This is a genomic window from Colwellia polaris, from assembly GCF_002104515.1.
Lineage (GTDB): Bacteria > Pseudomonadota > Gammaproteobacteria > Enterobacterales > Alteromonadaceae > Cognaticolwellia > Cognaticolwellia polaris.
Window position 1 is genome coordinate 18,020 of the sequence record NZ_NBOE01000016.1, and the last position, 24,065, is coordinate 42,084.

At 36.0% G+C, this 24,065-nt stretch carries 21 protein-coding genes; 10 read left to right on the forward strand and 11 right to left on the reverse strand.

The window, feature by feature from the left end; genetic code table 11:
• Nucleotides 1–2: 2 nt before the first annotated feature.
• The 3 genes from B6A32_RS17950 to B6A32_RS17960 all read right to left on the reverse strand — a co-directional run bounded on the left by B6A32_RS17950 (nucleotide 3) and on the right by B6A32_RS17960 (nucleotide 3,952).
• Complete coding sequence (locus B6A32_RS17950) at nucleotides 3–626, reverse strand: YigZ family protein (protein WP_085306298.1); 624 nt, start codon at nucleotides 624–626, stop codon at nucleotides 3–5.
• A 12-nt stretch (nucleotides 627–638) separates the two neighbouring features.
• Nucleotides 639–1,958 carry a Xaa-Pro dipeptidase gene (gene pepQ / locus B6A32_RS17955; RefSeq protein ID WP_085306299.1) on the reverse strand — a complete coding sequence of 440 codons (1,320 nt, stop codon included), beginning with the start codon at nucleotides 1,956–1,958 and terminating at the stop codon, nucleotides 639–641.
• Between the two features lie 74 nt (nucleotides 1,959–2,032).
• A complete protein-coding gene (locus tag B6A32_RS17960; protein WP_085306300.1) occupies nucleotides 2,033–3,952 on the reverse strand; it encodes a transglycosylase SLT domain-containing protein in 1,920 nt (639 codons plus the stop codon).
• A 232-nt stretch (nucleotides 3,953–4,184) separates the two neighbouring features.
• On the opposite strand from B6A32_RS17960, the gene tusA reads away from it, so the two are divergent.
• A complete protein-coding gene (gene tusA, locus B6A32_RS17965; protein WP_085306301.1) occupies nucleotides 4,185–4,436 on the forward strand; it encodes a sulfurtransferase TusA in 252 nt (83 codons plus the stop codon).
• 234 nt (nucleotides 4,437–4,670) lie between these two features.
• Here the strand turns inward: tusA and B6A32_RS17970 are convergent, their stop codons facing one another.
• From B6A32_RS17970 to dnaA, 7 genes are all read right to left on the reverse strand, one after another.
• A complete protein-coding gene (locus B6A32_RS17970) occupies nucleotides 4,671–5,264 on the reverse strand; it encodes a hypothetical protein (RefSeq protein ID WP_085306302.1) in 594 nt (197 codons plus the stop codon).
• A 314-nt stretch (nucleotides 5,265–5,578) separates the two neighbouring features.
• Nucleotides 5,579–7,645 (reverse strand): glycine--tRNA ligase subunit beta, encoded by a 2,067-nt coding sequence (glyS, locus tag B6A32_RS17975; RefSeq protein WP_085306303.1) that lies wholly within the window; start codon nucleotides 7,643–7,645, stop codon nucleotides 5,579–5,581.
• Nucleotides 7,645–8,580 (reverse strand): glycine--tRNA ligase subunit alpha, encoded by a 936-nt coding sequence (gene glyQ, locus B6A32_RS17980; protein ID WP_085306304.1) that lies wholly within the window; start codon nucleotides 8,578–8,580, stop codon nucleotides 7,645–7,647. The genes glyS and glyQ overlap by 1 nt, the downstream gene beginning before the upstream one ends.
• 175 nt (nucleotides 8,581–8,755) lie before the next feature.
• Complete coding sequence (gene gyrB, locus B6A32_RS17985; protein WP_085306305.1) at nucleotides 8,756–11,200, reverse strand: DNA topoisomerase (ATP-hydrolyzing) subunit B; 2,445 nt, start codon at nucleotides 11,198–11,200, stop codon at nucleotides 8,756–8,758.
• A 10-nt stretch (nucleotides 11,201–11,210) separates the two neighbouring features.
• Complete coding sequence (gene recF, locus B6A32_RS17990; protein WP_085306306.1) at nucleotides 11,211–12,308, reverse strand: DNA replication/repair protein RecF; 1,098 nt, start codon at nucleotides 12,306–12,308, stop codon at nucleotides 11,211–11,213.
• A gap of 2 nt (nucleotides 12,309–12,310) precedes the next feature.
• Nucleotides 12,311–13,414: a DNA polymerase III subunit beta gene (dnaN, locus tag B6A32_RS17995; protein ID WP_085306307.1), complete on the reverse strand. Its 1,104-nt coding sequence runs from the start codon at nucleotides 13,412–13,414 to the stop codon at nucleotides 12,311–12,313.
• Nucleotides 13,415–13,442: 28 nt separating this feature from the next.
• Nucleotides 13,443–14,804 carry a chromosomal replication initiator protein DnaA gene (gene dnaA, locus B6A32_RS18000; protein ID WP_085306308.1) on the reverse strand — a complete coding sequence of 454 codons (1,362 nt, stop codon included), beginning with the start codon at nucleotides 14,802–14,804 and terminating at the stop codon, nucleotides 13,443–13,445.
• Between the two features lie 477 nt (nucleotides 14,805–15,281).
• On the opposite strand from dnaA, the gene rpmH reads away from it, so the two are divergent.
• The 6 genes from rpmH (at nucleotide 15,282) to B6A32_RS18030 (ending at nucleotide 19,878) form a co-directional block, all read left to right on the forward strand.
• Nucleotides 15,282–15,416: a 50S ribosomal protein L34 gene (gene rpmH, locus B6A32_RS18005; RefSeq protein ID WP_081150635.1), complete on the forward strand. Its 135-nt coding sequence runs from the start codon at nucleotides 15,282–15,284 to the stop codon at nucleotides 15,414–15,416.
• A 74-nt stretch (nucleotides 15,417–15,490) separates the two neighbouring features.
• Nucleotides 15,491–15,814 carry a ribonuclease P protein component gene (gene rnpA / locus B6A32_RS18010; protein WP_408607683.1) on the forward strand — a complete coding sequence of 108 codons (324 nt, stop codon included), beginning with the start codon at nucleotides 15,491–15,493 and terminating at the stop codon, nucleotides 15,812–15,814.
• Entirely contained in the window at nucleotides 15,781–16,029 is a 249-nt protein-coding gene (gene yidD / locus B6A32_RS18015) for a membrane protein insertion efficiency factor YidD (RefSeq protein WP_085306310.1), read from the forward strand. Before rnpA ends, yidD begins: the two co-directional genes overlap by 34 nt.
• 6 nt (nucleotides 16,030–16,035) lie before the next feature.
• Complete coding sequence (yidC, locus tag B6A32_RS18020) at nucleotides 16,036–17,664, forward strand: membrane protein insertase YidC (RefSeq protein ID WP_085306311.1); 1,629 nt, start codon at nucleotides 16,036–16,038, stop codon at nucleotides 17,662–17,664.
• Between the two features lie 215 nt (nucleotides 17,665–17,879).
• Nucleotides 17,880–19,265 carry a tRNA uridine-5-carboxymethylaminomethyl(34) synthesis GTPase MnmE gene (gene mnmE, locus B6A32_RS18025; RefSeq protein WP_085306312.1) on the forward strand — a complete coding sequence of 462 codons (1,386 nt, stop codon included), beginning with the start codon at nucleotides 17,880–17,882 and terminating at the stop codon, nucleotides 19,263–19,265.
• 103 nt (nucleotides 19,266–19,368) lie between these two features.
• Entirely contained in the window at nucleotides 19,369–19,878 is a 510-nt protein-coding gene (locus B6A32_RS18030; RefSeq protein ID WP_085306313.1) for a hypothetical protein, read from the forward strand.
• 58 nt (nucleotides 19,879–19,936) lie between these two features.
• Here B6A32_RS18030 and B6A32_RS18035 read toward each other — a convergent pair whose 3' ends face one another.
• Nucleotides 19,937–20,482, reverse strand: a complete 546-nt coding sequence (locus tag B6A32_RS18035; RefSeq protein WP_085306314.1) for an SEL1-like repeat protein — start codon at nucleotides 20,480–20,482, stop codon at nucleotides 19,937–19,939.
• A 164-nt stretch (nucleotides 20,483–20,646) separates the two neighbouring features.
• Between B6A32_RS18035 and B6A32_RS18040 the strand changes: the two genes are divergently transcribed.
• The 3 genes from B6A32_RS18040 (at nucleotide 20,647) to rsmG (ending at nucleotide 24,047) form a co-directional block, all read left to right on the forward strand.
• Nucleotides 20,647–21,090, forward strand: coding sequence for a flavodoxin domain-containing protein (locus tag B6A32_RS18040; protein ID WP_085306315.1), 444 nt, complete (start codon nucleotides 20,647–20,649; stop codon nucleotides 21,088–21,090).
• Between the two features lie 410 nt (nucleotides 21,091–21,500).
• The gene (mnmG, locus tag B6A32_RS18045) at nucleotides 21,501–23,390 is read left to right on the forward strand and encodes a tRNA uridine-5-carboxymethylaminomethyl(34) synthesis enzyme MnmG (RefSeq protein ID WP_085306316.1); all 1,890 of its coding nucleotides are present in this window, start codon (nucleotides 21,501–21,503) and stop codon (nucleotides 23,388–23,390) included.
• Between the two features lie 30 nt (nucleotides 23,391–23,420).
• Complete coding sequence (rsmG, locus tag B6A32_RS18050; RefSeq protein ID WP_085306317.1) at nucleotides 23,421–24,047, forward strand: 16S rRNA (guanine(527)-N(7))-methyltransferase RsmG; 627 nt, start codon at nucleotides 23,421–23,423, stop codon at nucleotides 24,045–24,047.
• Nucleotides 24,048–24,065 lie beyond the last annotated feature (18 nt).

The window sequence follows — 24,065 nt, forward strand, 5'->3', positions numbered from 1 at the left end:
TATTATTGCTTTTTGGTTATGGATTTCAGTAGTAGCTGCCCAGCAGACAGGGTTTGCAATTGCTGCTGAAATAGCTCAATTTTTTGTTCTGGTATTGCAAGCGTAAGAACGATATTTTCATTGTAGTCTTGCTGGATTATTTCACCACCAATTTGCTCAATAAAATACAGTACATCATTCACTTGGGTATATTGACACGCTAGTGTTTTACGTACCATAGGAATTTTCAATTTTGTCGGTAAAAGCGCTAAAGCTTGCTTAACACTTCCGCCATAAGCACGCTGAAGACCGCCAGGTCCGAGTTTTGTACCACCAAAATAGCGCACAACAACAGCGCAAACCTCACCTACATTACTTCCCATTAACATGGTAAGCATGGGTTTACCTGCGGTACCAGAAGGCTCTCCGTCATCTGAAAAGCCGTATAGTTGGCTATCGTTTGGCCGACCAGCAATAAAGGCATAGCAATGATGATTTGCTTGCGGGTGCAGAGCTTGTAAGCTTTTAATAAAAGCCTTTGCTTGTGCACTACTTGTGCATGGCTGAAGGTAGCAAATAAAGCGACTGCGCGTGACTATTGTTTCATCAATAATTTCTTCAGCCGCTATTGTGTATGGTTTAGACACCCAAATATTCGCTTAATTTAAGTCAAGATCTCGGGTCATATTTTCATTATGCGATTGATGCACAATTATATTGTCTTCTATTCTGATACCGCCATAAGGCCTCATTGCATCAACCTCTTGCCAGTTCACCATTTTACCGTGCACCGAGTCTTTTAAGTCGCCGAGCAGTGAGTCAATAAAATATAGCCCTGGTTCTACGGTAAATACTTGGTTACTTTCTATTACACGCGAGGTACGTAAAAAGCCGTGAGGGTCTGGGGCATTAACATGTGTACCGCGCTCATCTGCCATAAACCCACCTACATCGTGTACTTGTAAACCTAAATGATGTCCTAAACCATGCGGGAAAAAAGTCGATATAATACCAGTTTCAACCGCGGTATCCGCATCAACATTAATATAGTTAAACTCTTTTAAAACCTTACCAATTTCACGATAGGTAGCAATATGCAAATCAACATAGCTCAATCCTGGCTTTAAAGCATCAACAGCATTTAACATTAAAGTATCCATGCGAGCAATTAGCTCAGCAAAGCGATCGCGTTTAAATGAATATGTACGGGTAATGTCAGAAGCATAACCATGAAAATTAGCGCCAGCATCTAATAAAAATGAACGATGTGCTTGAGGTACACCGCGATCTAAAGCGGTGTAATGCAAGATTGAGGTATTTTCATTTAACGCTACAATATTGCCATAAGGTGTTTCGCTTTCTACATGTTGAGTAGCTTTTAAGTAAGCGTGCTGAATATCGTACTCTGAGGCACCATCAAAAAAGGCCGCTTTTGCTGCTTTATGCCCTTTTACTGCAATAGCACTTGAGCGGCGCATGCATTCTTGCTCATATGAGGTTTTGTATGCACGATGAAAGTGTAAGTAATTAATTAATGGTTCAGGGTTAATATGCTCAAACCCTAACGCTTTAGCTACTTCAATATGCGCGCCAATATAGGCGAAAGATTTTTTATCGTATGGCAGTAATTTATCAACTTCACTGGCTTTAGCTAAAATTTTAATATCAAAAAATTCATTCCAATAATTATCTGCTAAACCAATAACTTTATGCCAAAAATCAACTGGTTGATAATATATCAGGGTCGGTTTATCGTTGCCATTTACCACTAACCAACAATTAGCAACATCAACCAAAGGTAACCAAGCTTTAAAGTGTGGGTTAACACGAAATGGGTAACTGTTATCGTCTAAGAAGGCTTTAATTTCTTGGCCAGAATGAATAACTAAGCCTTCAAGGTTTTCTCTTGTTAATACGGCTTTAGTACGTTTTTGTAACTCAGCAACGTGTGCTGGGTATTGGTTTGCTAGTTTATTCATCTGGTAACTCTCTAAATTGCTTTGATATTAATTATAACGTGTTTAGCGCTATATTATAATGCTTAGCACAATTGCTACTCGTTAATGTTCATGGCGATAATTTGGTCAAACAAGGACCCTTTCTGCCCTACTTTATCCTGATAAATTTGCTGATAAGCTAAAACACTTTTAACGTATTCTCGGGTCTCTTTAAAAGGGATTGTTTCTATCCAAACGTCTGCAGGTAAAGGTTTGGCATCTTTTAACCAACTTTTTACCCTATGCGGTCCAGCATTATATGCGGCTGTGGCAAGCACCTGATTGCCATGATGTCGGTCGAGTAAATTCCGTAAATATTTCGTGCCTAATTTTATATTATTCTTCGCTTTGAATAAGTACTGGTTTGAAACCTTTTTACGAGCAAGTTGCTTGGCTGTTGCCGGCATTATTTGCATTAAACCTTTAGCGCCAGCAGGAGAATTAGCATCAGACATAAACGAACTCTCACGTCTGGTAATTGCAAACGCCCATGCAGGGTTAATTTTTTGATTGCCTGCATAGTGTTTAATTTCAGTTTCAAAGCCCAATGGAAAACGTAAATTAACATCATTTAAATAGCCCACTTTCGCCAAAGTAAATATGGCGCGATCATACCATTGCATTTCAGTCGCAACTTTCGAAGCAACTAACTTATCGCGTTTATTTAACTTAGACAGCCAATAATTCCATTCTAATCGAGCATGATGATATCGCCCGATAGCAAACAACTCTAACGCCCTTTTAGCTTCAGGACTTTGAGTTACTAAGGCTTTTTCTTCGGTAGTTATTACTAGCGGTATATTTTGAAAGTTAACAGGTTTATTTAAGTAGCTAGCCGCTAGAAAACCATAATAATGACGACTTTGAGCCAATTCATTTAATAGTTTAGTTCCTTGTACTAAGTCATCTGTGGCTAACAAGCTTCTGCCATACCAATATCGCCACTGTAAACTCTGTTGTGCTGTTAGTGGCAATGTTAAAAGCTTGTCTTTTATGTGCTGCCAATTTTGATCACGCAATGCGTCGGTTATATACCACTGTGTTAGGTTACTACTAAATAACTTTTCATCAACTTGCGCTAACCAATTAGCCGCTTGTGCATGGTTTTTACTTGCTAAAGATAGTGCAAATTTTAAGGTAATTTGTTGCTGCTGCTCTTCAGTAAAAGGCAGTAATGTTTTGGCTAAAGCATAAGTATCTAAAGCTTTTTCAGGTGCTCGCCATATTAAGCGCTTCAAACCATAAGCCACTATTTCTGCCTCACGCTCAGTTTTATTACTGAAACGAGACAATTTGCTAATATATGCTGGATCACGGCGTACTTTATGCCAAATTTTTGCTAAGTTTTGTTCTTGCTCAGGTAATAGTTTAGTCAAATAAGGGATCAAACTATGCTTTCCGCCGTCGGCAGCTAACACTATTCGTTGCCAGATAAGATCATCAGTACGGTAGCCTGCTTGTTGCCATTTTTTAAATAATGGGTCACACACTTTGGGTTGTGACTTACCCACCAACCATAGCGCACTCACTTTAGGCAAAACCCTTGTTGGCGTAACACCAGTTTCTAATTCAAATCTATAATGCTGACACGTTAGTTCTACATTACTTGTTGGCTTAAAAAAGGTTTGAAAAAGTACCGCTTCCTTCCGTTTAGCTAAATATGCTAACCATTTTTTTCGTAACGGCCAATCAAGTGGCGTACCTTCATATTTTGTTAAGAACTTACTGATCTCAGTCGCTGACGACAAGTTCATTTTAGTCATTAACCTTTTCTGATCTAAGTACGGTTGTAATGGGTAATAATGTAATTGTTGATATAAATTTTGATAGGTCGCAGAGCTAGCGTTCCAAACTTGATTTTCAGCTTCAAAAAAAGTTTTACGTTGCTGATTGTCATCACTAGCAAATGCAGAGGTGCAGGCTAATAGACTACTTAATATAATGGTTTTAATGAATCGGAAACGACCTAACGGCATTTTATGACCTTTGAAAAATAACGGTAGATCAATTATTCACTCCTAACTTAACAAAGCAAGTCTATTCAGCACAATTATTGGCTTATTTATCAATATTTGTACTTGATATTATTAGGCCAAGACTAAATGTGGCTTAATAATTTAAGATTCTAAATAATTTTATAGTTGCGTGAATTTAAATAGGCTTTAAAATTGCCACCAAATTATTTTCCTTCACTAGGCTTTGCAAAGTATGACCGATAGTCCTTTTTCGAATACCGACCAGCACTTAGATGCGATTGGACTTCGCTGCCCTGAACCCGTAATGATGCTACGTCTGAAGATTCGTAAAATGGCAGATGGTGAGACTTTATTGGTTAGTGCTGACGACCCTTCTACTGCCCGAGATATTCCGAGTTTTTGTCGTTTTATGGAGCATCAATTAATTGCACAGCAAGTTAAAGAAATGCCCTATCAGTATGTTATTAAGAAAGGTTTAGCTTAACCTGTTAATATTAAAGGATATATAGGAAAATCATCCTTAATAGCTATCTTTTAAATAGCCCATTACTATGTTTATAAAGCTTTGACCCTTCTTACCTTAAAAAGCAGGCTATAAGTTTTATAAGCTCACAAACATATCAAGAGTATCCTTAACTAGAAATTATTAAATATTTCATGGTTTTTTGAAAAATTATAACGAACAAGGGTTTTTCATATCTGCACACTAAGTTTCCTTCTAGCCAGCCTTAGTACGTGTTGTTGATGCGAACTCTTTTGCGTGGCGACTTGCCTTAAATGGTAAAGTAAAAATAGAGTAAAATAAACCAACAGTTATGGAGACAATAATAACTAGCAGATAATTAAGAATCATCTCAATAAAATAAGGTGGCTCCCTATAACCGAAACTTAAAAAATGAAAAATATTTTGATTATTGTCTATAACAAAAATACTTAGTGTTATTGAAAGAAAAATAAATGAAAGACTAACACCAATTGATAAAGCTGCAAAAATGAATGTATAACCATTTTTAACTTTAGTACCAAGCTCCTTAGCAAATAAATCAGCCCAAATTACAATAGCTAACCCACCACTAAAAAATAATGATCCAATTCCACCTGTTAGCAACACAACAATCAACCAAACCTGTTTAGATGGACCCCAAAATTCGAAACCCAAAATAGACTCTTCATAAGTGAAATATAAATAGCTCGCGCCTGCATACAAAAGAAGAAAAATAGCAGAAAGCAAAAAATATCGAAAGTTACCTTCTGTCTTCTTTACATTCAAACCTTTAAGGTTATTTTCAGCAAGTCTTTGTAATGGGTCCATAACTTCTTATATTATTTATAGGAGGTAACTTCCCTTTTGCAGAAAAGGTTTCCAATTTAATTATTTACACATTAATAGCAAATATTTTCAGGTATTACTATCCATGGTTGAAAGACAATAGGATCATGGAATAAATAAGCAAAATTAGTGCATTCAAATACTCCGTTATTCAACTTAATTAATAACTGGATAATGCGCTCACAATGCAAGCTACAACCTCAAAATTATCCTAAACTTCTAATATTTAACTTATACTCAAACATAAAAAAGGGAATGCCTTAGCATTCCCTTTGTAGTTTTTGCTTACTTAATTTTTACTGCAATAATGAAATATCGGCGATAGCAAAAAAGCTATTACGAATCTCGTTCAGTAACGTTAAACGGTTGGTTTTAACTTTTTCGTCATCAGCCATTACCATTACGTTATCGAAGAAGTTATCAATAGGTTGTTTCAAAGCCGATAGCTCAGTTAACGCACCTTGATAATCTTTTGCTGTCATTAACGGTGCTATTTTAGCTTTCACAGTTGAAAAGGCTGTTGCCAATTCTGTTTCAGCAGCTTCGCTAGCTAATTCTAGGTCGAATGCGTTAAACAACTCGCCTTTAAATTTAACTAAAATATTACCGACACGTTTATTTGCGGCAGCCAATGTTGCTGCTTCAGATAACGTTTTAAAATGTGTTACTGCGTGAATACGCTTATTAAAATCTAATGGCGCTGATGGTGCATTTGCTAATACGGCTTGTATAACATCAACACTAATATTTTGATCTTGATAATAAGCACGGTAACGACCAAATACAAAATCAAGTACTTGTTTGCTTACATCTAGATTGGTAAGTTTGTCTTGGTAAAGCTCAACACTTTTAGCGATTAAATCTGCAATATCTAAATTTAGATCTTTTTCGATAATAATACGTATTAAACCAATAGCAGCACGGCGTAAAGCAAACGGGTCTTTATCACCCTTAGGGGCTTGGTTAATACCAAAAATACCCACTAAGGTATCCACTTTATCGGCAATAGCGACTGCACAACCAATTGTTTGCTCTGGTAATGCATCACCAGCGAAACGTGGACGATATTGATCTTCAAGTGCTTGAGCAACAGCTTCTGGCTCACCATCATGCTGAGCGTAGTATTTACCCATGGTGCCTTGCACTTGTGGAAACTCAAGTACCATGTCTGACATTAAATCAGTTTTACTCAATAAACCGGCACGATGTGCCATAGCTGCATCATCGCCAATTACATTAGCGACAAATTCACTTAAGCTAGCAATGCGTGCTGACTTAGCTTTTACTGTACCCAATTGTTTTTGAAACAATACAGACTCTAAGCTTTCTAATCTAGATTCAAGTGATTGTTTTTTATCAGTTTTAAAGAAAAACTCTGCATCAGCTAAACGTGGACGAATAACCTTTTCATTTCCTTTAATAACTTGGTTTGGATCTTTACTTTCAATATTTGATACAAATATGAATTTATTCAACAAGTTACCTTTACCATCGGTAACTGGAAAGTACTTCTGGTGGTCTTTCATCGAATAAATTAGCGGTTCTGGTGGTACATTCAAAAACTCTTCATCAAAGCTTCCTGTTAATACGACAGGCCATTCAACTAATGAGGTTACTTCTTCAAGCAAATCATCGTCATGTACAACGGTACCACCTAATTCTTTTGCAGCAATATTAATTTGCTGCTGAATAGCATCTTTACGAGCTTGATAGTCAACCACCACATGCGCTGCTTTTAGTGCACTTTCATAATCGTCGGCATGAGAAAGTGCTACTAAGCCATGATGATGAAAACGATGACCCGTTACTAAATTGTTAGAGCTAATGTTTAAAGACTCACCCGCCAGAATACTTGAACCATACATAAGTGTAAGGGTGTGCACTGGTCGAATAAATTGTGTTCTGCCTGAACCCCAACGCATAGGTTTAGGTACAGGTAGTTTCGCAATAGCGTTATTTACCATAGCTGGAATTAATTGTTCAACGTGCTTACCTTGCTCAACAGTTTTATAAAGTAACCATTCACCTTTATCAGTAACTAATCGCTCTGCTTCTGCAACAGTAATACCATTAGAGCGTGCCCAACCTTCTGCGGCTTTGCTTGCGTTACCTTCGGCGTCAAATGCTACGTTAACTGCAGGACCACGTTTTTCTATCGCTTTGTCTGCTTGATTTGCTATTAGGTCTTCAACCTTTACCGCTAAACGACGCGGAGTTGCATACCAGTTGATAGCTGAATACGTTAAATTGGCATCGTCTAATTGCAACTTTATATGTTCAAAAAATGTAGTTGCTAATGTTCTTAGTGATTTTGGTGGTAACTCTTCAGTGCCTAGTTCAATCAGTAGTGTTTCAGTAGTCATTATGATTGTTCCTTAGTCGTGTTACCATTTGCTGAATTGTTTTTACATAGCGGAAAGCCAAGTTCTTCTCGTTTATCATAGTAAGCTTGTGCACAAGCTTTTGATAATGTTCTAACTCGTAATATGTATCGTTGACGTTCTGTTACTGATATTGCATGGCGTGCATCAAGTAAGTTAAAAGCATGCGAAGCTTTCATCACTTGTTCATATGCAGGTAATGCTAAGCCAGCTTCTATCAATTTTTGGCTATCTTTTTCACATTGATCAAATGTTTTGAATAGTGCGTCTACGTCAGCATGTTCAAAGTTATAGGTTGATTGCTCAACTTCGTTTTGATGGAAAACATCACCATATAATACTTTGCCCATTGGACCATCGGTCCAAACTAGGTCATAAATACTATCGACGTTTTGTATGTACATAGCTAAGCGTTCTAAGCCGTAAGTTATTTCACCAGTAACTGGAGCACATTCAATACCACCTACTTGTTGGAAATAGGTAAACTGTGTTACTTCCATGCCGTTTAACCAAATTTCCCAGCCTAATCCCCAGGCACCTAATGTAGGTGATTCCCAGTTATCTTCTACAAAACGTATGTCATGTACAAGTGGGTCAATACCCATTTCTTTTAATGAGTTAAGGTAAAGCTCCTGTATATTATCTGGTGAAGGCTTTAACATAACTTGAAACTGGTAGTAGTGCTGTAATCTGTTTGGGTTTTCACCGTAGCGCCCATCGGTAGGTCGACGACATGGTTGTACATAAGCACTACTCATTGGCTCAGGACCAATTGAACGTAAAAATGTCATCGGGTGAAATGTGCCTGCCCCTACTTCTAAATCTAATGGCTGAACGATTACACAGCCTTGGCGTGACCAATAATCTTGCAACTGCAGTATTAGTCCTTGAAAGGTCTTTATATTAAAGGTACTCATAACATTCCGAATCTATGGTTATATTGTATTAAATAAGGCTAATTATAACGTTTGTCGCTTTATTAGCCTAGTGTCCTTGCCTAGATGTTTCATAATTTATTAAATATTATGCAAGGTTAGAAACAAAAAATGCCCGATTTGATGATCGGGCATTTTTATCTTAAAGCTTTAAATACTAAACATCTAAGTTAGCGACTTTAAGTGCGTTATCTTCAATGAAGTTTCTACGCGGTTCAACATGGTCACCCATTAAAGTAGTGAACAATTGATCAGCTGCTATCGCATCTTCAATAGTTACTTGCAGCATTCTACGTGACTCTGGATCCATGGTTGTTTCCCATAATTGATTTGGGTTCATTTCACCTAGACCTTTATAACGTTGAATGTATTGACCACGTTTTGACTCAGCCATTAGCCAGTTTAACGCTTCTTCAAATTCCGTTATTGGTTTAATTTTTTCGCCACGTTTAACGTAAGCACCTTCTTCCATTAAACCATTTACAGCTTTATTTAGGTTTTGAATTGATAAAAACTCTTTTGAGTCAATAAATTCATAATCACAATCGTACACTGTATCTATACCATGCTTACGTACATTGAAGCTTGGGTAATACACATTTCGCTCTTGGTCGTGTTTAACTTCTACAGTATATATAGAGCCGTTACCGTCTTGATCAGAAAGCTGCTTTAAAAGGTTTGCTGTCCAAGATTCTACTTTGTCTTTTACTTTAAAATCTTCTATAGCAATAACGTCACCATAGATCATTTTCTCTAATATATCAGCTGGTATTAAACGTGATACACGCTTAATTGTTTCGTGTGTTTTACGGAACTGTTTCACTAAATTTTCTAGAGATAGACCTGATAATGCTGGTGCAGATTCATTTACATGTATTTCTGCATTTTCTAATGCTAATGTCGTAAGGTACTCAGTTAACCCTTCATCATCTTTAATATAACGCTCTTGCTTACCTTTTTTCACTTTATAAAGTGGTGGTTGTGCAATATAAATATATCCACGTTCCATTATTTCAGGCATTTGACGATAGAAAAATGTTAGTAGTAATGTACGGATATGAGAACCATCGACATCGGCATCTGTCATGATAATAATGCTGTGATAACGCAATTTATCAGGATTATATTCGTCACGTCCAATACCACAACCAAGTGCGGTAATTAATGTACCTACTTCTTGTGACGATATCATTTTGTCAAAACGTGCTTTTTCAACGTTAAGTATTTTACCTTTTAATGGCAATATAGCTTGGTTTTTACGGTTTCTTCCCTGCTTGGCTGATCCGCCAGCAGAGTCCCCTTCCACTATATATAGTTCAGATAGCGCAGGATCTTTTTCCTGACAATCAGCTAACTTACCGGGTAAACCTGCAATATCTAATACACCTTTACGACGTGTCATTTCGCGTGCTTTTCGAGCCGCTTCACGTGCACGAGCTGCATCAACTATTTTCATAATAATAGTACGAGCTACTGCTGGTTTTTCTAATAGATATTCACCAAGTTTCTCACCCATAGCTTGTTCTACTGCGGTTTTAACTTCAGAAGAAACTAGCTTATCTTTAGTTTGAGAAGAGAACTTAGGGTCTGGAACTTTAACAGAAATTACTGCAGTTAAACCTTCACGCGCGTCATCGCCTGATGCACTAGTTTCAGTGTTACCACCTTTTTTAGTTTTATTTAAACCTTCTTTAACCATGTAACTATTTAAGGTACGTGTTAATGCTGTTCTAAAACCACTTAAGTGAGTACCACCATCGCGCTGTGGAATGTTATTAGTAAAACAATGTATGCTTTCTTGGAAGCCATCATTCCATTGCATAGCAACTTCAACAATAATGCCGTCTTCACGTTCTAAGTCAAAATAGAATATCTCTTCGTTTACAGGTGTTTTGTTGGTATTTAAATAATCTACAAAAGCTTGTATACCACCTTCAAAATAGAAATGATCTTGCTTACCTTCTTCACGTTCATCGATAAGCTTTATTGAGATACCTGAATTCAAAAATGATAATTCTCGAATTCTTTTTACCAGCATATCATAGTGAAATAAAACATCGCTAAATGTGTCTTCACTTGGCCAGAAGCGTACTTCTGTTCCTGTTTTATCACTTTCGCCAACAACTTTTAGTGGTTCATCAGGAACACCGTGGTGATAAAGTTGCTCATATAACTTACCTTCTCGGCGAATATTCAGTTTTAGTTTATGGCTCAATGCATTAACTACAGAGATACCAACTCCATGAAGACCACCAGAAACTTTATAGCCTGAGTCTTCACCACCAAACTTACCACCAGCATGCAATACTGTCATGATAACTTCGGCTGCTGAAATCCCTTCTTCTGGGTGAATTTCTGTTGGAATGCCACGTCCGTCATCTCGAACAGACACTGAACCGTCTAAGTGAATTTTAACAATAATATCACTACAGTGACCTGCTAGTGCTTCATCAATTGAGTTATCCAACACCTCAAATACCATATGATGAAGACCTGTGCCGTCATCGGTATCACCTATATACATCCCTGGTCTTTTGCGAACTGCATCTAAGCCTTTAAGTACTTTAATACTTGCCGAGTCATATTCATTTTCTATTGTCATAGCTTGTAGCCTACTCACTCATTACTGATAGTTTGCCATGTTTCACGTGAAACATTTTGTAGTTTTCTTCTTGTGGAACAAGTTGTTCCACCGCTGCTTTATCAATTGCGGTAACGATTACCTGACAGTCTATTGCTGCTATTGCATTGTTTAATAATGCTCTAGAGTGAATATCGAGTTCTGCACCTACGTCATCAATTAATAAAATTGGTTTTACTAAGTTAACTCTTTCTATTAACTTTGCTTGTGCAAAAGTTAACGCTAGTAAAAACAACTTTTGTTGCCCTCTTGATAGCTGGTTATCTATCGAGGCTCCGTTTAATAAAAAACGAACATCAAATTTTTGTGCGCCAAATAAGCTATAGCCGTGAGCTAATTCTTTTTCGCGATATTGTTGTAAAACATCTAACAAGTTTTTTTTACTATTCCAACCTTGTAAATATTGAATAACAATTTCTTCAGATACTGAAGGTAACATTATTTTGAGCCAAAAACTTAACTCTTTAGTCAACTCCTGCACGTATTCAGATCTAAGGTCTGCAATTACTTGTGCGCTTTCAGCAAAGACTTCTGTCCAGTAATCTAATGTAGAACCTGTTGTTTTACTTCTTAAACAAGCATTACGTTGTTTCAAAATTCGTGAAAACTCTTTCCAATGATCTGAAAACGAATGTTTCACGTGAAACAATCCTAAATCAATAAACCTTCTTCTTTGCTTTGGTCCACCAAAAAATATAATAAAGCTTTCTGGTGTTATAACTTGTACAGCAATATTTTTTGCAAGCACTGAAAATTTATGCTGCTTTTCGCCATTAATTCTAATTTCAGTATTTGCTGCACTAGTGCCGTTAAATATTTTTCTAACGCCCATTTGGCAATCTTTATTAGTTTTTGCACTAACAATAAAACTGTTCTTGCTGTGTTGTAGTAAATTACTAACATTAGAACTACGAAAAGATTTACCGTGCCCTAAATAAAATATCGCTTCTAAAAAGCTGCTTTTACCACTACCGTTGTCGCCTATTATAAAGTTTAAATCTGGATGTAACTCAATCGATATATTTTCAATATTTCTTAAGTCTTGAACAATTAACTTACCTATACTCATTCTTACAAACGCATAGGCATAACAACGTACAAGGCTTCTCCAGATTCACCACCTTCAATAACCACACTACTGTTAGCGTCAGCTAAAGTAAATTTAACATCAGTTTCTTTAATCGCATTTAGCACGTCTAATACGTAACTAACGTTAAAACCAATTTCAACTTCTTCGTATGGGAAATCGATTTCAATGACTTCTTCAGCTTGTTCTTGCTCTGGGTTGTTAGCGGTTATTTTTAATTCTGTACTACCAAAATTTAAACGAACACCCTTAAACTTTTCATTTGATAAGATAGAGGCACGCGACAATACTTGTCTTAATACATCTTTATTAGCGTTAAGAATTTTGTCACCATTACGTGGTAACACACGTCTATAATCAGGGAAACGACCATCAACAAGTTTACTGGTAAAAGAGAACTCAGCGTCGATTATTCTGATGTGATTAGAACCTAAAAATACTTGAATATCTTCATCTACAGGATCGAGTAATCGAATAATTTCTAAAATACCTTTACGAGGAACAATAACTTGTCGTGCAGGCAGTTCAAGTTCTGGATTAGCAATTTTACAAATAGCTAATCGATGGCCGTCAGTTGCAACAGAGCGAATTTCATGACCTTCTGTCTCAATCGACATACCATTAAGGTAATAACGAACATCTTGATTTGCCATTGAAAAATGAGTACTTTCGATTAATCGAAGTAATTCAGACTTCATTAATTTGAACTCTACATCACCTTTCCATTGTTCTATATTTGGAAAGTCGCTTGCAGGTAAAGTCGATAAAGAATATTTACTTCGGCCCGTGCTGATTTTTATAACGTCATTTTCAGTTTCAAAAGTCAGCATAGAATCATCAGGTAAACTTTTACATATATCAAGCAACTTACGTGCTGGTATTGTAACTTGTCCGTTGTCTGATTGATTATCTACAGTCGCATAAGCCACCATCTCTAACTCTAAATCAGTAGCTGTTAACGTAAGTGATTGCCCACTTACATCGAAAAGTATATTACTTAAAATGGGTAAGGTACTTTTTCGTTCTACAGCACCTGAAACCAATAGTAGTGGCTTCAAGAGTAATTCTCTATTCAATGAAAATTTCATTTCTGACTCGCTTTTAACTTACTTATTATTATGATGACAATGTTCTTGTTAAATTTGAATAATCTTCTTTTATATCGTGAGATTCTTCACGTAAAGATTTTACCTTACGACAGGCATGTAGAACAGTCGTATGATCACGCCCACCAAATGCATCACCTATTTCAGGTAAACTATGGTTAGTTAGCTCTTTAGATAATGCCATGGCAATTTGACGAGGTCTAGCAACTGAGCGATTTCTGCGTTTTGACAGCAAATCGGCAACTTTAATTTTATAATATTCTGCAACAGTACGCTGAATATTATCTATCGTGACTAATTTATCTTGTAAGGCCAGCAAATCTCGCAATGCTTCTCTAACAAAATCAATAGTAATTGCTCTGCCTGTAAAGTTAGCATTTGCAATTACCCTATTCAAGGCACCCTCTAATTCGCGAACATTTGAGCGTAAACGTTTAGCAATGAAAAAAGCAACTTCATCGGCCAAATTAATATGACTTTCTTGTGCTTTACGCTTTAAAATGGCAACGCGAGTTTCTAATTCAGGCGGTTCTATGGCTATAGTTAAGCCCCAACCAAAACGAGATTTTAAACGATCTTCAACGTCGACTTCTTTTGGATAACGATCACTGGTTAAGATTATTTGTTGGTTACCTTCAAGTAAGGCATTGAAAGTATGAAAGAATTCTTCTTGCGTACGATCTTTACCAGCAAAAAATTGTATATCATCTATTAATAATGCATCAACAGAGCGGTAATATTGTTTGAATTTTTCCATGGCATTATTTTGTAATGCCCGAACCATGTCTTGAACAAACCGCTCAGAATGCATGTAAGCAATTTTAGCATTCGGTTTATTTAATAAAATACCATTGCCAACAGCATGTAATAAATGAGTTTTACCTAAACCTGTTCCACCATAAATAAATAATGGGTTATATGCTGCGCCAGGGTTATCTGCAACTTGTGAAGCAGCTGCACGTGCTAATTGGTTAGATTTACCTTCTACGAAGTTGTCAAACGTATACTTAACTCTCACGTTAGTCGTTTTAGGTAAGTTACTTTCAGGAACGGCAGTATCTTTATTTGCTGGTTGAACATTAGGTTGAATTTGGCTAATGCTACTTTGAATGCTTGTTGTTTGTGTAGGAATACTACCGACATCGAAACGAAGTAAAGGAGGATTAGCACTGTCTTGCATGCTCACAAGTTCATTAATGCGATTAACGTACTTATCTCTTACCCAATCAAGAACAAACCTATTTGGCGCATATAAGGTCATAATATTGTCTGTGACTACGCACTGAAGCGGACGAATCCACATGCTAAATTGTTGTGCGGGTAATTCTTCTTGAAGAACAGACAAACATTTTTGCCAAAGTGTATGATCCAACAACCGACTCCTGATAAATATAACGATTCGTGCGTTTAATAACGTTTATTTCAGGAACGGTAAAAAACAGAACAGTAAAAATTAAATTTTATAATTAGGCTATTATCACTATAGTTATCCACAACATCAATATTGACAAATCAATTAATCGCTTTTATTTTGATTTTTTTTTATTAATCTCAATAAAATTAGGCTTCTTGCTAATTTTTAAGACTAAATTAATGCTAAAAAAGTTTCAATATACTATTTGATTATTACTCAATAAAATGCATTATTTAGTTTAAAAAAAACATGATTGTTATAAAACTGTGGATATATTTTTTGATCAAGACGATCAAGATAAGATCTTTTGAAAAAAGCTAAATAATAACCATTGACAAAGAGTCGTTCTCTATATAGAATTTCGCCTCATTTTTAGACCCAGTGTGCTCATGAAGGCTGTTTTGCCAGGGCAACAACAACAGACGGATTAGCGTAATGAAAAGAACATTTCAACCTAGTGTATTAAAGCGTAAGCGTAACCATGGCTTCCGTGCTCGTATGGCAACAAAAAACGGACGTGCAGTAATTTCACGTCGTCGTGCTAAAGGCCGTGCAAGCTTAAGTGCTTAATCTTTTAACTTGCAACTTAAGTTAAAGGAATAGTAGCCGCTATGGTTACTTATGAATTTAATCGGGAGTCACGTTTGTTGACTCCCGGTCAATTTCAATCTGTTTTTTCAAAACCTCTTCGTTTTGGCTCTAGCCATATTACAATTCTTGTTACTCCAAATCCTGATAATAATAATCGTCTCGGTTTAGCTATTGCTAAAAAACGAGTTAAATTAGCTGTACAACGAAATCGTATTAAGCGACAAATTCGTGAAAGCTTCCGTTTAAATCAACATAACCTCCCCCATATTGATATAGTCGTTATGGTGAAATCAGGCACTGACAAGCTTGAAAACAAAGAAATTAATCAGCAATTGGAAAAAATATGGCGCAAAGTAATTCAACGCCACAAAAAATAGCTATTACTATAGTAAAAGCTTACCAGCGCTGGCTTAGCCCATTGCTTGGATCTAATTGTAGATTCAATCCAACATGCTCTTTTTATGCCATTGAAGCGATAAATCACCATGGTGTGATAAAAGGTTGTTGGTTAGCAGGCAAACGTATACTAAAATGCCACCCACTTAATGCGGGAGGACATGATCCCGTGCCACTATCAAAAAAAGAGAAATAAGACATTATGGAATCCCAACGCAGTTTTCTTTTTATTGCGCTTATGGTTGTTACCTATTTGCTATTTAGCCAATGGCAAACAGACAATGCTCCAATTATTGAGCAACCAGCAGTATCTCAACAAACAACGCCAAATAATTCTAATGGCGATTTTGTTCCTGAGTCATCAGCAGCAGTAACGTCAATTAGCAACGAAACTAAAGTTGTTAACGCAACAGTAATTTCTGTAAGCAATGATGTTTTAGCACTTAAAATTGATACCAATGGTGGTGACATTGTAGAAGCTAAATTACTTAAGTTCGACACCGAACAAGGTAATGGCATACCTTTTACAATTTTGCGCAATGACAAAGATCGTTATGTTGCACAAAGTGGCTTAACCGGTGCTCAAGGTTTAGATCGTGTTATTCCTGGACGACCTATTTATCAAACGTCTGCAACTACATATCAGGCGAATGCTAACGAACCACTAGTTATTGATTTAAACTATGTTGATAACACAGGTCTGTCTGTAACTAAGCGTTTTACACTTAACTATGATAGCTACGCTATTAATGTTGAATACATTATTGCAAATAACACTGCAAATGCTGCAAGTGTGCAAATGTATGCTCAACTAAAACAAACGACATTAATTGATACTGGTAGTGGCTTAATACCTACTTATAAAGGTACTGCATACTCAACTACTGAAGATGTATACGAAAAATATGACTTTTCAGATATTGAAGAAGCAGATTTAAATGTATCAACTCGAGGTGGCTGGGTTGCTATGCTACAACACTATTTTGTTTCTTCTTGGGTACCTGAAAAAACTGCAGATAATCAGTTATATTCACGTTATTCAAGTAACAGAGATGCTGTAATTGGTTTTAAAGCTCCAGCAATTACTATTGAGCCAAACTCTACAGCAACAACATCAGCTACTTTTTATGTCGGTCCGAAGGATCAAGATGTATTAGAAAGTATTGAAGAAAACTTAGATTTAACTATCGATTACGGTTTCTTATTTATGATCAGCCAACCATTATTTTGGTTGCTAATTAAAATACAATCTATTGTGACAAACTGGGGTGTAGCAATTATTATTATTACCCTAATCGTTAAAGGTGCTATGTACCCATTAACGAAAGCGCAATACACCTCAATGGCTAAAATGCGTGCTTTACAGCCTAAAATGACGCAACTGAAAGAGCGTTTTGGTGATGATAAGCAAAAAATGTCACAGGCTATGATGGAGCTATACCGTAAAGAGAAAGTAAACCCTGCTGGTGGTTGCTTACCTCTAATTATTCAAATGCCAATATTCTTAGCGCTTTACTGGGTATTTTTGGAAAGTGTTGAGTTACGTCATGCACCATTTATGTTGTGGATACAGGATCTATCAGCACAAGACCCATTCTACATTTTACCGGTGTTAATGGGCGTAAGTATGTTCATTATGCAAAAAATGCAGCCAATGACTGTGCAAGATCCAATGCAACAAAAAATAATGCAGTATATGCCTGTAATGTTTACTGTATTCTTTTTCTGGTTCCCTTCAGGACTAGTACTTTACTGGTTAGTCAGTAATATTATTTCAATTGTTCAAATGAAAATAATATTCTCGGGCATCGAAAAAGCCAAAGCGAAGTAAAAAGCGTATTATTTAATTAAAGGTAGCTTAAGCTACCTTTTTTTATGTCTAAAAAATGGCGATAACATCACTTAAAAATTAGCCTCCTACATAATCGAATCGATAGATTTAAATTCGAAAATACAAACAAAACTACGACATGCATTTCAAGCGCGTTATTAACAGTTTATAATATCGCCAATTAAGAATATTTATAGATAACAGAGAAAATACCCATGTCAGACCTAGCTTTTTCATCAAGCCAAAAAGAAACAATAGCGGCTCAAGCAACAGCTCCGGGCAGAGGCGGTGTTGGTATCATCAGAGTTTCAGGCCCAGAAGTTAAGAATGTAGCAGTCGCTATTTTAGGTAAAGTACCAGAGCTAAGAAAAGCGGAATACCTCACCTTTAAAGATCAAAAAGGCCAGGCACTAGATCAAGGCATTGCTATTTATTTTAAAGGCCCAAATTCTTTTACCGGCGAAGATATTTTAGAACTACAAGGCCATGGCGGACCCGTTATTCTAGATATGCTGTTAAAGGAAATTTTAGCATTACCAAAAATAAGAATGGCAGATCCTGGTGAGTTTAGTGAACAAGCGTTTCTTAATGACAAACTTGATTTAACCCAAGCTGAAGCGATAGCTGATTTAATCAATTCTAGCTCTGAGCAAGCAGCGCGTTGTGCATTACATTCACTGCAAGGTGACTTTTCAAAATTAGTGAATCAAATGGTTAACGACACGATACATTTACGCATGTATGTTGAAGCCGCTATTGATTTCCCCGAAGAAGAAATTGATTTTCTTGTCGATGAAAAAGTTGTTAACGATTTAAAAGCAATTATTGCGCAAGTTGCTGATGTGAAAAATAAAGCACAACAAGGCAGTATTATACGTGAAGGTATGCGAGTAGTAATTGCCGGACGCCCTAATGCTGGAAAATCAAGTTTACTTAATGCGCTTAGCGGTAAAGAAAGTGCAATTGTGACCGATATCGAAGGCACCACTCGCGATGTACTAACGGAACAAATTCACATTGATGGTATGCCATTACATATTATTGATACTGCTGGACTTAGAGAAAGTGCAGATAAAGTAGAGCAAATTGGTATTGAACGAGCATGGCAAGAAATAAAACAAGCTGACCGCGTGTTGCTAATGATAGATTCAGCACAAGATGAAAAACAAGATCCTAAAGCAGTATGGCCAGAGTTTTTTGAAAAACTACCTGATAATATCGGTTTAACTATTATTAGAAATAAAGCCGATATAAGCCAAGTAAAAACAGGTTTCAGCGAGGTAAACTCTACACCTACTATTACTTTGTCAGCAAAAACAGGTGAAGGGGTTACAGCGTTAACTGAGCACCTTAAACATATCATGGGATACCAAGGTAGTACCGAAGGCGGTTTTATGGCAAGAAGACGCCATTTAGTAGCACTTGAACAAGCACATCAGCATTTAGAAATAGGTTTAGAACAGCTTGAATCATATGTTGCAGGTGAAATTCTGGCTGAGGAGCTACGTTTTTGCCAAGAAGAACTAAACAAAATTACCGGTGAATTTACTAATGATGATTTATTAAGCCAAATTTTTTCATCGTTTTGTATTGGTAAGTAATAAAAATAATAATGTGCTAAATTCATAGAAAATTAATTATCATACTTAAATAAATTTCATATTTAAGTTAACAGTATTTAAATAGTTTAAAATTAGGAAGAAGATGAAAAAATTAACCTTATTACTTTTAGCGTCATCTGTTGTTTTTGTTAGCAATATAACAAAAGCAAATAATGTAAACATTGAGATAATTCAATGTGCTGAAATTAAAGATAATAAAAAAAGACTACAATGTTTTGATAATTACGTTGCTAAAAGTTTAACAGCTAAAGAGCAGAATAATACTAAGCACTCAAACCCAATTAAAACTCCTGTTGCAGACACCCAAACAGAAAGTGAATTAGTTTCATCTTTTGGCCAAGCACATAGATATTCAGAAAAAGAACGTGAATTTGACGAACTTACAGCAACCATTAAAACAGTCAGTAAAACTTTGCGTAAAGAATGGAAAATAGAATTAGAAAATGGCCAAATTTGGCTACAAAAAGGTGGTGATAAAAGAGCAAAATTCTCTGAAGGCGACTCAATTATTATTGTAAGAGGAATAATGAATAGCTTTCAACTCAAAAAAGTAGGCACCAAACGAAGAATTAGAGTTAACAGAATTCAATAAATAGCCTACAAATAACATGCAACTCACTGTGCTTGAGTTGCATGTTATAACATAATAATCAATCAATTAGTGCTAAACTTTGTTCATCATCAACATAATAATGACCATTCTTTACTTCCATTTTTTTACAACGATAAGTTGGTTTTTTAGAGCCTAGTTCTCTAACATTTTTACATTTTAAACGCTGACTTTTAGCACCATAGAGTTCTAAATACTTATCACCTTCGGATATTAAATTAACCAAATAATCTTTCGGTAGTTTTTCTTGTAACATTATTAATGGTTTTTCCCACACTTCACTTTTTTGCTCATTTGCAACACTAAGCCAAGCGTAACTTTTCAGTAAGTCTTGTTCAGTACCTTGTGCATTGAGGTACATAGTTCCAACAATATATTGAGACATTTTATCGCCTCTTCTAGCAAACAACTCAAGCTGAGGTAGTGCTTGCTCAAATTCATTGTTTTTATACAATCTAATAGCCTTTTTGAGGGCTTTATTATAAGCAACTATCTCAAGTGAATTACTGGCATAGGTAACATTACTAATAACTATTGACGACAAAACCAGTATCGCCATGATTAATTTTAAAATTATTGTATTCATAGAGTATTCAACATTAAATTAACTATTAGATATATAATAGCTAACTTGATGTTTCTGTGTTTTTCAAATTGTAAAAATGTGTGAATTTTGCACTTTAAAGAAAGATTAATGGTTTAAATAAACCTCATCAATAAACTTAGTTATATAACAAAAAGAGATAATAAATGAGCTCATTTCAAATAATTATTGGTAGTATGTTAGGTGGTTCTGAATATGTTGCAGAAGCCTGTGAAGAAACATTAACGAGCCTTGGCCATCACGTTGAACTACATTTCCAGCCTGATTTCGCTCAAATACCAAACGAAAATCAAACATGGTTAATTTGCACCTCTACTCATGGCGCTGGTGACTACCCTGACAATATCCAAGAATTTGTTTCAGATCTTAAAAATACGGATCAAGATCTATCCTCAGTGAAACTTTTAACGATCGCTATTGGTGATTCAAACTATGATACCTTTTGCTACGCAGGAATAAATATAAATAAACTTTTATTATCAAAAGGTTGCGTTGAGCTATCACCATTACTCACCTTGGATATGAGCCAAGATATAGATCCAGAAGAACTTGCTCAAGCTTGGTTATCACAAAACCAAGATCATTTATAAGCAACTTACGCATAACTTATTAACAATATTAAGCTACATAAACACCAATTGTGAATAAGTCTGGGTAAAAGCTATTAATTTTCTATTATTATTCAGTGAGTATAAAAATAAATAAATATCCTTGTGGATAAGTAGCCCTTTTGATCATAGCTTATAACTGAGTTGATCAAGGTTTGATCACAGTAATAATAGTTAACCAAAGTATTGTTTTTATTATATTAAAAGTACTTATCAACAGAAAATAAGGATCTTAATAAGTAATAACAATAAGATCTTTAAATAGATCTTTATATATTATTTAAGGATCAAACTTAGATCTTTTCCTAAATTAGATCATTCCCCTCAGCTAAAAAAAGCGTTAAAATATCGCTCTTAATTTTTAAATAGAAATAATCAAAGGTCATTAATTTATGTGGTATCAAGAGTCTTATGACGTAATTGTAGTTGGTGGTGGTCATGCTGGAACCGAAGCGTCACTTGCAGCTGCGCGCATGGGATGTAAAACTTTATTGTTAACGCATAACATTGATACGCTAGGCCAAATGTCTTGCAATCCAGCTATTGGCGGTATTGGTAAAGGTCATTTAGTTAAAGAAATTGACGCCTTAGGTGGCTTAATGGCGACTGCTGCAGACCATGCCGCGATCCAATTTAGAACTTTAAATGCGAGTAAGGGCCCTGCGGTTCGTGCAACTCGAATACAAGCGGATCGTAATTTGTATCGAAACTTTGTTCGTAACTATTTAGAAAATCAGGAAAATTTAACAATATTCCAACAACCTTGTGATGATCTAATTTTAGAGAATAATAAGATCGTTGGTGTATCAACCCAAATGGGATTGAAATTTAAAGCTAAGAGCGTAGTACTAACGGTAGGTACTTTCCTTGCTGGCCAAATACACATAGGGCTAAACAATTACCAAGGTGGTAGAGCCGGTGATCCTGCCAGTGTAAATCTTGCATCACGCCTACGAGATATGCCATTTAGGATAGATCGTTTAAAAACAGGAACACCACCACGATTAGATGCACGAACGCTTGATTTTTCAGTGATGACAGAACAAGCTGGTGATGATCCACGTCCGGTATTTTCTTACATGGGATCTACAGAAGATCACCCAGAACAAGTTTCATGTTTTATAACACACACCAATGCTAAAACTCATGAAATTATTCAATCTGGTTTAGATAGATCGCCTATGTACACAGGTGTAATTGAAGGTGTTGGTCCACGCTACTGCCCTTCAATCGAAGATAAAATACATCGCTTTGCTGAAAAAGATAGCCATCAAATATTTGTAGAGCCAGAAGGGTTAAATACCCATGAAATTTACCCAAATGGTATTTCAACTAGCTTACCATTCGATGTGCAAATGGATCTTGTTAGATCAATAAAAGGTTTTGAGAATGCTCATATAACTCGACCAGGTTATGCAATTGAATATGACTTTTTTGATCCACGTGATTTAAAACAAACACTAGAAAGCAAGTTTGTTGAAAACTTGTATTTTGCAGGCCAGATTAATGGCACAACCGGCTATGAAGAAGCGGGGGCTCAAGGTCTTGTAGCTGCAACTAATGCTGCGGCAAGAGTACAAGGAAAAGAAGAATTAATACTTACTCGAGATCAAGCTTACATGGGCGTTCTTATTGATGACCTAGCGACATTAGGCACTAAAGAACCTTACCGTATGTTTACTTCTCGCGCTGAATATCGTTTATTGTTGCGTGAAGACAATGCCGATATTCGTTTAACAGAAAAAGGTCGTGATCTTGGTTTAGTTGACGAAAAACGCTGGCAGCGTTTTAATGAAAAAATGGAAAATGTTGAATTAGAACGTCAACGTTTACGATCTAGTTGGATACAAAAGGATCACCCCGCTATTGCACAAGTAAATGAATTGTTGAAAACGCCTTTAAGTCGTGAAAATAGCTTAGAAGATCTCGTTCGACGTCCAGAGGTTAGATATGAAGATATCGTTTCTATTGAAGGTTTAGGACCTGTGTTGGCTGATAAGCAAGCAGCAGAACAAATTGAGATACAAATAAAATATGCTGGTTATATTGATCGTCAGCTTGATGAAATAGAAAAAAAGAAACGTCATGAGAATACATTAATTCCTTTTGACTTTGATTTTTCGCAAATCTCTGGCTTGTCAAATGAGGTTGTTGCAAAGCTTACAGATACTCGTCCTGAAACTATCGGTAAAGCATCGCGTATTTCTGGTATTACTCCAGCAGCAATTTCGTTATTATTGGTATATCTTAAAAAACATGGCTTATTACGCAAAAGTGCGTAAATAGTCAGCATATTTAAAAGTTTTCGCCTTATGACATTGTCTGAACAACTCATTTCCTTGATTAAAGAAACCTCACTTGAGGTTTCTAATGAACAAGTTTCTTTACTTATCCAATATGTTGAATTATTAAATAAATGGAATAAGGCATACAACTTAACATCAGTTCGCGATCCAAAAGATATGATCATAAAACATATTATGGATAGTTTAATGGTCGGTCCTTTACTGAAAGGTCAATCATTTATCGATGTTGGCACCGGGCCAGGATTACCAGGTATTCCATTGGCTATCTTGTATCCAGAGCGAAAATTCGTATTATTAGATAGTTTAGGCAAAAGAGTAACTTTTTTACGACAAGTTGTATTTCAGTTGAAACTTGAAAATGTAACACCGGTTAAGTCTAGAGTTGAAGAATATCATCCTGAACAACCTTTTGATGGTGTATTAAGTAGAGCATTTTCTTCATTAATCGATATGGTAACTTGGTGTGAACACCTGGTGAGTAAAGATCAAGGCAGGTTCTTAGCATTAAAAGGTATCTATCCGACTGAAGAAATATCGGTATTACCTAATAATATAACCGTTGAAAATAGTTATACTATTGTTGTGCCTCAATTAGAAGGCGAACGCCATTTGATTGAATTAGTGAAATCATAAATAATAATAAGCTTTTGA